The organism is Bacteroidota bacterium (assembly GCA_008933805.1).
In the GTDB taxonomy this organism is placed as follows: domain Bacteria; phylum Bacteroidota; class Bacteroidia; order UBA8524; family UBA8524; genus SB11.
The window spans coordinates 1-13627 of the sequence record WBUH01000010.1; the positions used below are offsets into that span (position 1 = coordinate 1).

A 13627-nucleotide genomic window follows, 5' to 3' on the forward strand; every position below is an offset into this window, starting at 1 on the left:
GTCTATAGGTTATTTAGTAAAAAATCAAATATAAATAAATTGTTAACTTAACCAAGAAAAGGTCGTTGACGAGGGTTTAAAAAATTAGTAACTTCGCACGCTCACTGCGGTCATGGTGAAATTGGTAGACACGCCATCTTGAGGGGGTGGTGCCTTCGGGTGTGGGGGTTCAAATCCCCCTGACCGCACTCTTCTTATTTTGTCTATGTCAACTGAAACATCCCCCGATTTTATCGCTTCAATAAATTATTTAACTGCCGATAAAGGTGGATTAAAAACTCCGTTATCCTCAGGATTTAGGTGCAGGATTGCATTTGATTACATTGATAAGCAAGGCATTTGTGAGCAGGTTTTTGAACACCAAGAATGGATATTTCCGGGCGACACTGTGGAGGCAACCGTTAAATTATCCGACACTGATTTATTCGCTAATAAACTTGGAGCAGGCACTTCGTTTGAATTACAATTAAATGAAAACACCGTGGGAACGGGTGTTATATTGCAATTACTAAATGACGAATTAGTGAAAAAATAACAAAAATTTATCGTCATTGCGAGGTCTCCCGAAGCAATCCCTCCGAACTGTACAAACGGATTGCTTCGTCAGCCGAGGACGGCTTTCTCGCAATGACGAGCATCCGTATACATTTTTTGTTAAAAAGATATAAATAGAACGGGCATTGCCTAATAACAATGCCCGTTCTATAAACAAACTAAAAATCAATTATTTAACTAATAAGGTTAAGTTTTTATTAAAATCAATCCCTGTTATTTTAACTATATAAGTTCCTTGCGCCATGTTAATACCTGAAATATTAATTGGCAAACGATTGTCGCCGCTGCTAAGATGTTGCATACCGCTGTAGTATTGCTTGCCCAACATATCATAAATGGCCACCTCAACATCCACAGGCACTTCGGTGTTCACTTCTAACAACAATGCCGATGCACCTTGTGGTACAGGGTTTGGACTCATTTTGGCCTCACGGTCGGCTTTCTCCTCTAAAGGTGCTACTTTGGCGTTGCTTCCCCCAGGAATGCTTGTATTGAAGCACATTGGTACTACTGTTGGGAATGGTGTTGGTGTTACATTTAAGCTTCCGCCAACTGCAATAACATTTGGTATGGGGTTAGTCGGAACAGGAATAAAAAGCGGAGGAGGTATCAACTGTAGTATGGGTAACTGTAAATCTTCATTACAGCCTGATTGACCATTAAAATACGACTTAACATGATGAAAGTCCATATTTGTTGACATGGCAGTGGGGGTCAAATTTGCAAAGGTGCTCAATCCATCGCTACCTGTTCCATCGTAGCCATCCAAATCCACCCCTACACCCGGAAATGGGTTTCCGTATGTAAACTGTCCTACAGGGTTTAAGTTAACATCTAACTTATAAACCATGGCATCCGTTCTGAGCATATTACCATCTGTGGCAGTTCCTGCTACATAAAATTCAGCCATGCCGGGGGGCGTTACGGAAGTTCGTGTGTATATATCTGAAGGTTCAACATTTGTGGGATTTCCCAAAGTATTATTATACTGCATTACCGTACCCCAAACAGGTGGAGCAGGAGGCGGTATAATTAACATTGTTAGCACATCCCTTTGACCAAAAAAATCGAAATTACCACAGGTAGCAAATAAGCCCGTAGCTGTTGAAAAGTGAATTGCTTTTAAGTCTTCGTTAAATCCCCAATCATATATCAAGCTTGGCCCCAACCATCCGCCTGTGGTTATATCAAGCAACATATAAAAGCCATCATCGCCAATAGTAAATCCTGGCGCTGTTGATTTCCCAACCACACCCAGCCATCCCGAAGCCGGCAACAATGCACAATCGTGTGCCCGAACATTAATGGCAGGAGTAAATCCTGTTGCATGGTCATAATAGGTTGACCAATTAATAGTGCCGGTGGCTATATCAAAACTATAAGCGAATGGGTATTCTTGAGCGATAGTAAAGTTATTATCAATAATGGTACCCACAACAATAGCATCCATATTGGTTAAATCATTAACTACCACATGGGCTATCAGAGCCGTTTGACCCGCAGTAGTTGGAGCGTGCAATGCAATAAAGGTTGGATTACCCATAGGATCTAAATTAAGATAGGCTAATCCGTTGGTGTTACCGCTCACTTCAACAACAATACCAAAGCCTGTTGCCCCGGGGATTTCGAAAGAACGTGCCCTTCCTGCCAGCAGGTTAAAACTGCCGTCGTCAATTAAGTAATTGTTTGCAAAGTTTGGAGCAAAAAAGGGTGCCCCGTTTACATCGGTTCTTACTGCTGTTAGCGGCATCGTTCCCGAGCTTGTCAACGAATTTCCCACCATAAAATGGCCAAAACCCAGCACATTGGTATTAAACCCGTGCGTAAGCTGATCATGGTCGTTAGGAATACCGTAGTTACGCTGGAAGAATTGAGCGTTAGTGCTTACATACAGTAGCACTGCTGCAATTAGTAGAAGTTTTTTCATAAAAACGCAATTTGGTTAGTACAATAAAGATACTAATTGATTGATAAAAAACAAGATACCAACCAAAACGTTTATCGAAAAAAAATTAAACAATCATTGTATCTAACCCCTCTTACGATTATTATAGAAGTATGAAAGTACCAGCCTTGTTTTTTGCCCTTTTTCTTTCCACCACGGCTTTGTTGGCACAGCAATCAACCATTAAGACAAGTATTTATTTTGAGGTTGATACGTTTACCCTCAGCAAGGAGCATCAAAAGCGCCTCGACAAAGTTACCGATACACTAAAAAAACTGAACATACAGGAAATTGTATTGCGGGGTAATACTGATGCTGATGCAGACAGTATATACAACATTCGTCTTTCGGTTAAAAGGGTAACCTCAGTCAAAAACTATTTGGTAGCAAAAGGAATTGACATATCAAAAATTAAGGCGGACTACTATGGTGAAAACAAACCTATATCGGATAATGAAACTGAGACCGGTAAACAGAAAAACAGACGAGTAGATATAATTGCCAGTACACTAAATAATAAAGTAATAGAAATCACTACAATTGTTCAAGATTCAATTTCGGCAATCACAGAAATAAGGGATACCTGCGGTTTTGATACTACCTTCACGCTTCCGAACGGAACCATTGTGATAATGAATCGTTGTGAACTGTTAGAACAATTGCAATGTGGAGGGATTAAAATAACTGAATTTATACAGCCTCAAACTCTTCGTGATTCAGCAATATACACCATGGATGTTAATGGTAATACTCTTATCTCTGGAGGAATGCTTGAATTTAAAACATGTAATGGTTTATGCTTACAACACCCTATAACATTTCTCATTAAAGTTAAGGAAGATTGTGAACCTCCTTGCACAATGAGCCTTTGGGAAGAAACTACAGCTTGGAAACCCTTAAAGAACACTTCCGTCAAAACAGTATTTCATAATGGAAAAAAATATCTTGAATTCAAAATTACTTGTCCAGGCTTTTTCAACCTAGATTGTAGCTACAGTATGCAGAACTTAACAATAAAGATACCAAGGAAATATCAGCTATTAGAGGTAAGAGTTACCAATGATTGTCCAATGTGGTCATATAAAACAACAATAAACACCAACGAGAAAACACATAAAGTAAAAATCTGCATTATTTGTCAACCAACGGACAGTATAAAAAATAATTATATTTATGTAAAAGCAATTTCTCCTAAAGGAGACACAGTAATAGTAAATCATAAAAGAGTACACAACCTCTCTTTCAGATATAAACTGTTTCCTGGACATAAATGTCGAGGACCAAAACAAAAAGAACCTTGTCCCAACATCTTATATTATTTTGGAAGAGGAAAATCAAAGATTAAAATCCGAGAAAAGGATTTTGACATTATCATACCCAGAAAAAAACAAAACTAAAGCCCCATAGAGCTACAACGTAACAAAACCAAACTCTCTGATAAAGGTATCCCCCTCGATACTTTGGTTTTTAATAGCGTTTTGCGGGGCATCTTTATCGGTAATGGATAATGTACCCAACCCATCAAAAGTGCCCGTGTAAGTTCCAAAATCAGTAGTTGCAAAGCTATCAGCCAATGTGGTGTTTGATTTTTTTTCTCTTCCAACAGCCGGTTGTTTAATAAATATTGTATCGTACACTTTTACTTCTTTGGCAGGCAGTTGATTTTCGATATACACGGTATCACGTTGCAACACCGTTTGTGTACCTTTGTTTGTGGGTGGGTTATTAACCAATAAAAATCCCATATAACCTACAGCTAACAATAAAATTGCCGCAGCAGCTTGCCACAGGCGTAGTGGTAAAAGTATCGGCATATTCTTTTTTCCGTATTTTTCATCAAACCTATCCGTTAGAGCCACAAAAACATTGGTAATTTTTGCTTCAGGCTGGGTCGCAAAAAACTGTCTCGCTTCCGCAGCCGCCAAATGCAACTGTGTATATTCAACCTTATCTAAATGCTGCAATACTTCCTGCTTTTGTTCAGCAGTGAGAACTTCATAAGGAATATGCTCTATCCAATCATATATATGAGCGGGAATATTTTCCATAATTTTAACTATTAGGGTTAAAGTGGGGTATTTTTTTAGCTATTCGCTTTAGGAGATAATAAATGCCTGATTTAACAGTTCCCTCAGGGCAATCCATTATTTCAGCTATTTCTTTTATTGATAACTCTTGTTGAAACCGTAACGTAATTATCAATTGTTCTTTCTCACTAAGCTCGGTATATATTTTATTTAATTCTGTTGCAAAAAGCGAAGCATCCATTTTTGCAACGTAGGCAGGGTTGTACATTGTTTCCTGTTGTTTACCTGCATCTGTTGCCAAACGAGCTCTGTTAGCACTGTTTCGCAATTCGTTTAAACACATATTTTTAGCCAATGTATACACCCAAGTGCTAAACTTTTTGGTGGTATCAAACCGTTCGGGTTTTTCAATTATCTGTACAAAAATATCGTGTAAAAAATCGCTGGCTTTCTCGGCATCGTACTGCAATATTTTAAGCATAAAATAGTGCAGCTTTTTATCATACCTGTTGTATAACTCATTAAAAGCCGCTTTAACGCCTTTACCGACAAGGCCCATAAGTTCCTCATCGGTAAAATTGTTGTATGTTTTATTAAATAAACCCAAGGCTTATTTCTTAAAATATTTTTTCACCTCATTTTCTTCGTCAGTGCCTTCAACAATTTTCAGCACTCTTTGTTTCACTCCATCAGCCAGTTGCACCTGTCCTGCAAGCATATAATGGTCGTAAAGTTTCACCATCGGCACCACATAATTGGTATTTATATGCTTTACAAAATCTATAGAAATATCGGCTACAAAGTATCTATCAAGGTAATCAAGTGCATAGTTTTGCTCAAAGTTTTTCTTTAGTAAGGCTGTATTATCAAGTGCTGTTTTACTATACTCGTAAGCAAGTCCTGTAAGATAAAGGTTGGCCGCATTTGTCTCCAGCATTTTACCTTCACACTCATTGCTGGCAGTTAATGCCAAATACACGGGGCGGTTTGTTTCGTTAGCTGTCAGTATTTCCAATAATTCATTTCTGAATTTTGCTCCCAATTCGCCCGACGCAGAAGGATCGTATGTTAGCGGCGCAACTCCCAACTCTTTAAATAACTTATCCCTGTATTCTTTAATCATTATCAGGCTGGTATTAATTACTGCAATATCTTTTCTAAAACCTTTCTCTGCCTGCAAAATCCATATCGGGTAAGTATCATTATCTCCGGTAGTTATTAAAATTGCATTTTCTTTTAAACCGGCCATCACATTGTAATTATAATTAAGCATACCTGCCGATGTTTCACCTGATGTAAACCAAAGCTTTGCATACTTGTCCCGCTTTGCAATATCGCGGCTTATCTCGCCCCAATTTATCATATCAGAACATAACATAGGGTTATCAGGTTGTAGCTCCGCTGCTTTTTGCAAGTAGTTAACTTTACTCATATCTCCTAAGCCTACTGATATCCAGCGCGCCAAATTATATTCAAAGCTACTGGGCACAGCCTTTTCCATATCATTTACGATACCGTGTAAATAGCTGCCCTTTTCTTCATTCGTACGTTTGTCTGTAGTATCAAGTCGTACCAGCACCCTACAAACTCTAAAGTAGTTAAGCCACGCATTTGCATTGGTTTGGCTTTTATCTATTTCACCCTTCCATAGTTTCTGTTGTTGCCTGTACCAATCAATTGATTTACGCACCTTTGCATAGCTATGTATAGTTTCAGGGGTTTGTGCAATAACTGTGCTATGCAGCACTGCTAATAAAAAAATTACTTTTAATACTGTTTTCATTTGTTACGGTTTTGTAGATTATACCCGCAAGTGCTATCACAGGTTCAAAAAAAATTTACGCTGGTTTTAAATATATTTGGAGAAAACAACCCTTTTTATGCACGCAGGTCGCCATTATAGCATCAAAGAAGTTTTATACTGGACCCGTAGGGATATTATTGTAATAATAATATTATCGGCCATACCCGCTACATTGTACGATGTGTTCGACATTAAATGGCTGAATATACCGTGGCTGCCTATTGCACTTATTGGTACCGCCGTGGCCTTTATCATCGGTTTTAAAAACAATGCTACGTATGGCCGCACCTGGGAGGCACGACAAATATGGGGAGCTATTGTAAATAGCAGCCGCACTTGGGGTATTATGGCTAAGGATTTTGTCACAAATAATCATGCAAAATCACCGGTAAGCGGAGAGGAACTAAAGCAAATACAACAATGGTTAATATACAGACACATTGCCTGGCTTACAGCCCTGAGATTTCAATTGAGACAACCCAGAAAGTGGGAAAACCTGAATGTAAACTACAATGCTGAATACCGCAGTAATTACAGCATCCCTGAGCTTGAGAACAACTTGGAAGACGAGCTGGCTAAAGTATTACCGCCGGAAGAGATTCAACTGATTCTTAGCAAACAAAATCCAGCAGCGCAACTAATTACACTACAATCGGAAGTATTGGGCAAATTAAATACAGCAGGACTAGTAGATGATTTGCGCCATGTGGAAATGCAGAACATGCTGAAAGACTTTTTTGACCAACAAGGTAAGTGCGAGCGCATAAAAAACTTCCCTTATCCACGCCAGTTTGCTACACTCAACTTATACTTTGTTCGTTTGTTCATCATTCTTGTTCCGTTTGGAATGCTAAAAGAGTTTGAGAAAATAGGCGAGAACTATATCTGGCTTACTGTTCCATTCAGCGCGTTGGTTTGCTGGGTGTTTAATACCATGGAGAAGATAGGAGAAGTAACCGAAAATCCTTTTGAGGGAACACCCAACGATGTTCCCATATCAGCACTTAGCCGCACCATAGAAATTGACCTTAGGGAAATGCTTGGAGAGACGGATTTGCCTCCAAAAATTGAGCCTATGCACAATATCTTGATGTAATGAAGTGCGGGGTAACAGCATTATTTCTTTTACTGGTTTTTACGGCCTGCAAAAACAACACTGAAGTAAAAACCTTAGGTAACGACAGCTTTTTAGCCGCCTTATCCGATTCGTTGACTGAACTCCCCCTTTTGACTGAAACAGACACGGCAGATGAACTTGAAGAATCTATTACAAGTCCATTATTAACCGACGACGCTTTTACATTGTTTGAGAAACAACTTACAAAAGCTTACGGGGACACAATTTACAAGGCATTTATACCCTACGAAAGAGCCCTCGACAGTTGCGGATGGCTGGCTGATACTAGTGGCAAAGCATATCTGGCTTTGCTTGAAAGCATAATTAAAACCAATAATCTTAGATTAACTGACAGTTGCAGCAATTACATGACGGATGAAGAGATTTTTGCTTTTAGTAACTTGGTTTCAGCCTTTGTGAATACTGTAAATGATGTTTCATCAGAACGAGATAAGCACTCGGTAGGATTTGCTTTAGGAAACAGTATTAAACGGGTAGTGAGGAATAAAAACTTTAGCACAAAGCTGTTGATTGACGAAATCACCGACACGCTGGGCAAACCCCATTTCAACAAAAAGATTTGCAGGATAGCAGCTGTTTGTTATTTGGTGAGCATGGTCATATAAATTGATTATTCATCCTCATTACATTTAATACCTTTAAAAAATAATTCAAGAATAAAACAGCTTAAAGGGCTCATTACTAAACTTAAACCATTGTTTATTCGAAATCAAATAATCCCTATTTTCATTACCCTAATTTTTCGACAAACAAATAATTAATATTTGTATTAACGCCATTAATATTCAATCTTTGTACATATCATATATTCAATTTCTTAATACATGAAAATAAAACTACTTTTAGCTTTACTTTTTACTTCTGCTTCAATTTTTTTAACGGCTCAAGTAAACCTAACCAATGGTTTGGTTGCATTTTATCCTCTAAACGGAGATGCATCAGACTCTAGTTCGAATGGATTAGACGGCACTCTAATCGGAACCTCATCAACTTCTAATCGATTCGGAAACTCAAACTCTGCTATATCATTTAATGGCTCAAGCGATGCCATTACAGTTGCCCACAATTCATTACTAAATCTTACTAGCGACAAAACCATTTCAGTATGGTATAAAATCATTGACAGCAGTAGCTTTAACCCATACCCTACTCTTATCTACAAAAAGGGTTCTACTGATTACCCAACTTTTGGTTTATATTTTCGTGAGGAGATCGCCTATGGATCATCACGTTTTAGGCCATGTTTTATTCAGGGCTCTACTATCAACAAAGAAGTATACACTAAAGAACGATACAGAGACTATATAAACCAATGGGTTCATCTTTTGGTTTCATATTCTTCATCTGATGGGTATATGCGCATATATTTCAACGGAGTTCTTTCAGATTCTTTGTCGACACCTTCTTTTGTATCAAATACTTCAACTGAAAGCCTTCAAATTGGTCGTGGTAATTCAATTAATTTCTCTGCCAATTACTTTAAAGGGTCACTAGATGACATTAGGATTTACAATAGGGTGCTTAATAATGCTGAAATCAATGCTGTTTTTACGGAAACATTTTCAACAAGCATAGGTGATGTATACTCTGATGCAAAGACCTTTATAGTTTACCCCAACTCATTTTCTACAACCGTAACGATATATTCACCTAATGCTGCGGATAATGAAGTAGTAGTTAAAATATTTGATTTACAAGGAAAACTTGTAGGAGAGACGATGTTTGTTAACGGCGATGTTGTAGACTTAACACATCTTAAACAAGGTAACTACATCTTCCAGATTGAAAACAACAATATTATTGAAAGACATAGGGTTGTTAAACAATAAACCCATCTAAGTCAACATAAAAAAAGCCCCAAATCAAATGATTTGGGGCTTTTTTTTATTTTATCGCTGCTTCAACCTTTGCGATAAGATCATCTGCTTTAGCATGGTTCACCGCCAATAGTTGTTGAGCTCGGTCTTTTATATCATCGGCAAAAGCACGGTCTTTTAAACCCTGTGCATTCACAAGCACATTAAAGTATGCCCCGCGAACGGCTGTTTTCACGCATAGTACTCCCACACCTGCATCAGTGATACTATTGGGGTTACCCTTTTCAATCATTTGTCCTAGCAATACCAATCCGCTGTAAGCAGTTTCCATTACTTTATACGGAACTTGGCAAGCATATTTCGTGGCTTCTTCAATAGCCAATGAACGGGCTTTTTTCTCCTCGTCGTTAGACTTAGGCAACCCAAATGCTTCCATAATGCGATTAAATGCGCGGGTGTCTTCATCCACATCAGCAATCAATGCCTTTTTAAGTTCTTGGCCGTTTTTAGCCCATTCTGAAAAGAACTCGCGTTTGTCTTCCCATCCGCGTTTATCTGCGCTTAAATTGGCTACCATTGCGCCTAATGACACGCCCAATGCTCCAACATAGGCAGCTATTGAACCACCACCCGGTGCCGGGCTATCGCTGGCCGTTTCATTGGCAAACTCTTTTAAAGTCATGTTTACCAATCTTTCATCGGCTATGCTGCGCAGTTTGTATTCAATAATTTTCTCGTTAGGATTAAACGGACCTAACTCGTCCAGTCCCATTGATTTAATCGCAATAAAGATTAGTTCTTCTTCGCTCACCCCTTCACTGCGGCCTTGCTTGTTCAAAAAGTAGCGTCCGGCCTCTAACATTGCTTGTAAGGGTATCAATCCTACCAATTCTGAACCTGTAACTCTCACTCCCCTTGCAGTAGCTTTGTTGCACACCTCATCAAAAGCCATGTGCACCGAGGTTACATTCATATTGGTAAGGTTCATGCTTATTTGCGCCACACCGTATTCTTCAATGTACCAACCAATGGCTTTTACCGCCTTTAATGTACCCGGAATACGGACAGGCTCGCCGTTTTCATCCAACACCAATTCGCCTAATACAGGGTGGCCGATGCGTTTGTTACGACCTGCTTCGCGCACATCAAACGCTATTGCGTTGGCTATACGGGTTGATTTTGTATTTAGGTTAACATTATAGGCAATTAGAAAATCGCGTGCCCCAATTACTGTAGCACCGCGTTTTGCATCAAACACCGCAGGCCCGAAATCAGGCTTCCATTCAGGTAATTTGATTTTATCAAAGAAGCCTTCGTATTCACCGGCACGTATTACCGAAAGATTGCTGCGGTTTTTGTCTGCTTGAGCCTCTTCGTATAAATAGATGGGCAGGTTCAGTTCTTCTCCTACCCTTTTTGCCAATTTTTGAGCATACTTGGCAGTTTCTTCCATACTGATGCCTGCAACGGGTATCAACGGGCACACATCTGTAGCACCCATACGTGGATGCTCACCGGTGTGTTTGCTCATATCTATTACTTCACCGGCCTTTTTTATTGCTTGGTAAGCCGCTTCTATCACAGCATCAGGTTCACCCACAAAAGTTACTACGGTGCGGTTAGTAGCTTTGCCGGGGTCTACATCTAACAACCTTACCCCCTCAACGGCTTCAATTACATCTGTAATCTGCTTTATTACCGCCATATCGCGGCCTTCACTAAAATTAGGCACACACTCTATAATTCTTTGCATAACACGTTCAGTTTGCGGCAAAAATAGTGGGTATTACCACAATATGAAAGCAGACGGTGCCTAATAATATATCGTTAAATGCGGATTAGTTTATTTGGTTCCCTTCGCAATCTTCATTGCTTATTTCAATGGGCAGCTCTACCCCATCTAATATTCTCGCACGGTGTTGTGAGCCCCATTCGTGCAAAGCACGTATTACTTTCCCAAGTGTTTTTCCGTACTCCGTCATTTCATATTCAACAGTAACGGGGGTTGTTGCGTAAACTTTGCGTGCAACTAATTGGTTCACCTCCAAATCCTTCAACTCTTTAGAGAGCATTTTTGCAGTCACACTTCCAATTTGTCGTTGCAACTCCATAAAGCGCAAAGGTGTTCCTTGGTGCAGCAACTCAAACAATATAGGCAGTTTCCACTTACCACCTACAATTTCAAGCGTATCAGTTATTGGCCTCATGTGGGCCTTACATTCTACCTTGGTTCTCACCTGTCCATCCATAACTACTGTCGTTTCCATAAATATACTCTTGTAAACTACTATACAAAAGTAAACCAATATATTTTATATACCAACATCATCCATCTTTGTTCCAACATTAATTTTTTTAACAATGAAAAAAGCAACAACGATAGCCCGCATTCTGTTGGGCGCAATCTTTACATTATTCTCTCTGATGTACTTCTTTAATATGATGCCTGCACAAGAAATGCACGGTGCAACAGCAACCTTCATGACGGGCCTGTTCAGCTCTGGCTATATGATGACTCTGGTAAAAGCGATTGAACTTATTTGCGGAATTGCATTAATCACGGGGCAATTTGTACCACTAACCACTGTTGTAATCTTCCCGATTACCCTTAACATTTTCTTATTTCACGCTTTTCTTGAGCCTGCTTCAGTAGCCATGTCGATAGTGTTGCTGGCATTAAACCTGTTTCTCGCCTACACACAAAAAGAGCGTTACCAACTAATACTTGCGCGTAAATAAGCCCTGTACAAGAATTCAATAAAGCAAAAAAGGAGCAACCAAGGTTGCTCCTTTTTTATTATCAGCTTCGCAAAATCTATCTAACCGTGTAAGAAATATCAGGCATTGTATTAGCACCCAAAGGGCCTGTTCCCTTTATCTCGCTAAATATGATAACATCGCCCTTTTTAAGCGTGTTAATTTGGTCTTTAATATTTTGAGGAACAGCACTGCCTATTATGGATATAGGCCCTATAAAATCATTCTTACGGCGGATAAGACAACTGTAGGAGGTTACCTTATAAGAGACCCCTGCAAAACCTATATCGTAAGCAGGCACAGCAAACAAGTTGTTTTGTGCTAAAATAACCCCTTTTGATTCAGTAGATGGTTTTAAACCGCCCAATTGCGCACTTGGGGGAGGCGGAGTTTTAGCTCTAAACACATATTGCCCGAAACTTTTAATTGAGCCGTCATCATTACGTACAGAAATATTTATCGTAACATTTCCTTTGGCGTTTACCCTCGCGATGTATTGATTGTCGCGGACTTTTGCCAAAGACCCGTTACTGATAGTGGCGATAACCCTATCGGTTGGCACACCGGGCACTGAAATTGAAATAGGGTTTTCTAATCCCATATACAGTACTTTCATTGCATCGGCAGATACTGCTGCAAACCCGCTAAAAACATTGTAGGTAGTGCTAAACGGATATTCTTTCAAACCGTCGCGTCCTTTCACCTTTATCACCCCTTTTACGGTTTGTTCCCCTTGAGTTGTTGCCTGTTTTGAATAGTTAAACATCCCATTTGGAGCAGCATAAGTTTGCCCGTCAAGCACTATCTCTGCTGCCTGCTTACTATCCGATGCAGCAAGAAAAATATCGGCTTCAAACTTATCACCGGCCATCACAAAAGGTTTTTTCGGAACAATATGAGCCTCAAGCACATCAATGGTAACAGGCCCAACGCCGGTTTTACTGTAAAGCACATTCAAAACATCGGCATAGGTATTTTTGCAATCGTTCTGAAGCTTTGTCATAGTTGCCATTACCGCGGCAATGGGAACCCCCTCAAAGTTTATCACCTCCCATGTTTTACCGTTTTCATCAAGGGTATATAAATCAGTACGGATATTCTTGCGGTCTTCTTGGGGCACTAAGGCAATCATGCGGTCGCGTGCTTCATTAATTCGTCGTTTCAATTCGGCTGCTTTACCTTTATTCAGTAAAATATTGGCATGTTTCTCTGTATTGTCACTGTTTTTTAATTCAGCTTCTTTACCTGAGTCATCAACAACTCTGCCGCCGCTTTCATCTGCCAATTCTTTCTTTAATTGCTCAATGTACTTTACAAAGTCTTCAGAAATCACTCTCCCCTGCTGTGCTTTCGCTTCCCATTCTTTGGTACGTTCGGGCTGGTTTTTCATCAAATCGGCAAAACTTTGTAACACGAAGTTGTTTTTTGCATCGATATTCTCACCCGTTTTGCGCATGCTTACCTCCATCATATAAAAGGCTTTCAGCACTTCCGCACTCACATTTAAGGCCAAAATGGCCAATAGCACCAGATACATCATGTTGATCATCTTTTGGCGCAAGCTTAGTTTTCCTGTTGCCATAG

13 protein-coding genes and 1 tRNA gene are annotated in these 13627 nt (G+C 39.5%); 7 read left to right on the forward strand and 7 right to left on the reverse strand.

Annotated elements, in window-relative coordinates; translation table 11 throughout:
- The first annotated feature begins 106 nt into the window (after window positions 1–106).
- Both F9K23_10785 and F9K23_10790 read left to right on the forward strand, forming a co-directional pair.
- A tRNA-Leu gene (locus F9K23_10785) sits at window positions 107–188 on the forward strand.
- Window positions 189–205: 17 nt separating this feature from the next.
- On the forward strand, window positions 206–535 hold the full coding sequence (locus tag F9K23_10790; GenBank protein KAB2915330.1) for a hypothetical protein: 330 nt from the start codon (window positions 206–208) through the stop codon (window positions 533–535).
- A 189-nt stretch (window positions 536–724) separates the two neighbouring features.
- On the opposite strand, the gene F9K23_10795 is transcribed toward F9K23_10790, so the two are convergent.
- Window positions 725–2482 carry a T9SS type A sorting domain-containing protein gene (locus F9K23_10795; GenBank protein ID KAB2915331.1) on the reverse strand — a complete coding sequence of 586 codons (1758 nt, stop codon included), beginning with the start codon at window positions 2480–2482 and terminating at the stop codon, window positions 725–727.
- A gap of 131 nt (window positions 2483–2613) precedes the next feature.
- Between F9K23_10795 and F9K23_10800 the strand changes: the two genes are divergently transcribed.
- A complete protein-coding gene (locus F9K23_10800) occupies window positions 2614–3897 on the forward strand; it encodes an OmpA family protein (GenBank protein KAB2915332.1) in 1284 nt (427 codons plus the stop codon).
- Window positions 3898–3909: 12 nt separating this feature from the next.
- On the opposite strand, the gene F9K23_10805 is transcribed toward F9K23_10800, so the two are convergent.
- The 3 genes from F9K23_10805 to F9K23_10815 are packed head-to-tail and all read right to left on the reverse strand — an operon-like array spanning window position 3910 to window position 6310.
- A complete protein-coding gene (locus F9K23_10805) occupies window positions 3910–4548 on the reverse strand; it encodes a hypothetical protein (protein KAB2915333.1) in 639 nt (212 codons plus the stop codon).
- 4 nt (window positions 4549–4552) lie between these two features.
- Window positions 4553–5134, reverse strand: coding sequence for a sigma-70 family RNA polymerase sigma factor (locus tag F9K23_10810; GenBank protein KAB2915334.1), 582 nt, complete (start codon window positions 5132–5134; stop codon window positions 4553–4555).
- A gap of 3 nt (window positions 5135–5137) precedes the next feature.
- A complete protein-coding gene (locus F9K23_10815) occupies window positions 5138–6310 on the reverse strand; it encodes a hypothetical protein (protein ID KAB2915335.1) in 1173 nt (390 codons plus the stop codon).
- A gap of 97 nt (window positions 6311–6407) precedes the next feature.
- On the opposite strand from F9K23_10815, the gene F9K23_10820 reads away from it, so the two are divergent.
- The 3 genes from F9K23_10820 to F9K23_10830 all read left to right on the forward strand — a co-directional run bounded on the left by F9K23_10820 (window position 6408) and on the right by F9K23_10830 (window position 9298).
- Window positions 6408–7427, forward strand: coding sequence for a multidrug transporter (locus F9K23_10820; GenBank protein ID KAB2915457.1), 1020 nt, complete (start codon window positions 6408–6410; stop codon window positions 7425–7427).
- Entirely contained in the window at window positions 7427–8074 is a 648-nt protein-coding gene (locus tag F9K23_10825) for a hypothetical protein (GenBank protein ID KAB2915336.1), read from the forward strand. The genes F9K23_10820 and F9K23_10825 overlap by 1 nt, the downstream gene beginning before the upstream one ends.
- A 219-nt stretch (window positions 8075–8293) precedes the next feature.
- On the forward strand, window positions 8294–9298 hold the full coding sequence (locus F9K23_10830) for a T9SS type A sorting domain-containing protein (GenBank protein KAB2915337.1): 1005 nt from the start codon (window positions 8294–8296) through the stop codon (window positions 9296–9298).
- A gap of 55 nt (window positions 9299–9353) precedes the next feature.
- Here the strand turns inward: F9K23_10830 and ftcD are convergent, their stop codons facing one another.
- Window positions 9354–11039 (reverse strand): glutamate formimidoyltransferase, encoded by a 1686-nt coding sequence (ftcD, locus tag F9K23_10835; protein KAB2915338.1) that lies wholly within the window; start codon window positions 11037–11039, stop codon window positions 9354–9356.
- A gap of 85 nt (window positions 11040–11124) precedes the next feature.
- A complete protein-coding gene (locus F9K23_10840) occupies window positions 11125–11535 on the reverse strand; it encodes a helix-turn-helix transcriptional regulator (GenBank protein KAB2915458.1) in 411 nt (136 codons plus the stop codon).
- Between the two features lie 112 nt (window positions 11536–11647).
- Here F9K23_10840 and F9K23_10845 point away from each other — a divergent pair, with 112 nt between their 5' ends.
- The gene (locus F9K23_10845; GenBank protein ID KAB2915339.1) at window positions 11648–12025 is read left to right on the forward strand and encodes a DoxX family protein; all 378 of its coding nucleotides are present in this window, start codon (window positions 11648–11650) and stop codon (window positions 12023–12025) included.
- A gap of 76 nt (window positions 12026–12101) precedes the next feature.
- Here the strand turns inward: F9K23_10845 and gldM are convergent, their stop codons facing one another.
- Window positions 12102–13625 (reverse strand): gliding motility protein GldM, encoded by a 1524-nt coding sequence (gene gldM / locus F9K23_10850; protein KAB2915340.1) that lies wholly within the window; start codon window positions 13623–13625, stop codon window positions 12102–12104.
- Window positions 13626–13627 lie beyond the last annotated feature (2 nt).